Genomic DNA, 589 nt, shown 5'->3' with positions numbered 1-589 from the left:
CGGCTTGCGATTTAGGACCTTTTGAAACACCAATCAACTGTACATCACGGGCAACTGTTCTTACTAAGCGATTAGTTTTAGCGACTATGTCGAGTCGGTCACCTTTGTGTATGCGCGAAAGCGGAATATCTAAGGTGTTTAGTTTTAAAGTATATAAAACACGCCCTGCCGGAATGGCTTCTGATAAATTTTGGCTTTTTTCTCTAATAAAATCGGTGTCGAATAAGGGTTGTTCAACCATTTTATTAGTTGCTAATTTTTGACCTATTAATGCACGCGGATTTTGAACGCTCAGTGCAATATTTGAATAGTTACTTGGATCTATACTCTTTTGCTCTACATCGTGAACGGTTACAGTTTGGCCGGCAGACATATTTTTGTTTACTACCCAAGCTGTTACGCTATTTTCATCGTTTACCTGTCTAATACCCAAAGCCGAAGCTAACATGCCAGAGGTGATGAGTAATGTGAGAGCCGCTGTAGTTGCGCCTTTGTTACTTTTACTTTTCATAATATTCCTCCAGAGTAACTTTCACTGCCACACTTTTGTGGCAGTGAGCCTTAAGCTTGGTATTCAAACTTGGTTGCC

1 protein-coding gene is annotated in these 589 nt (G+C 40.4%); it reads right to left on the bottom strand.

The window, feature by feature from the left end:
• The coding region (locus L654_RS0101735; RefSeq protein ID WP_024607066.1) for a hypothetical protein at nt 1–511 on the bottom strand (511 nt) is incomplete at its 3' end.
• Nucleotides 512–589 lie beyond the last annotated feature (78 nt).

The sequence above is a fragment of the Pseudoalteromonas sp. TAB23 genome, from assembly GCF_000498075.1.
GTDB lineage: Bacteria > Pseudomonadota > Gammaproteobacteria > Enterobacterales > Alteromonadaceae > Pseudoalteromonas > Pseudoalteromonas arctica.
The sequence above is the reverse complement of the archived record's forward strand: the minus strand, read 5'-3'. Positions and strand labels throughout refer to the sequence as shown.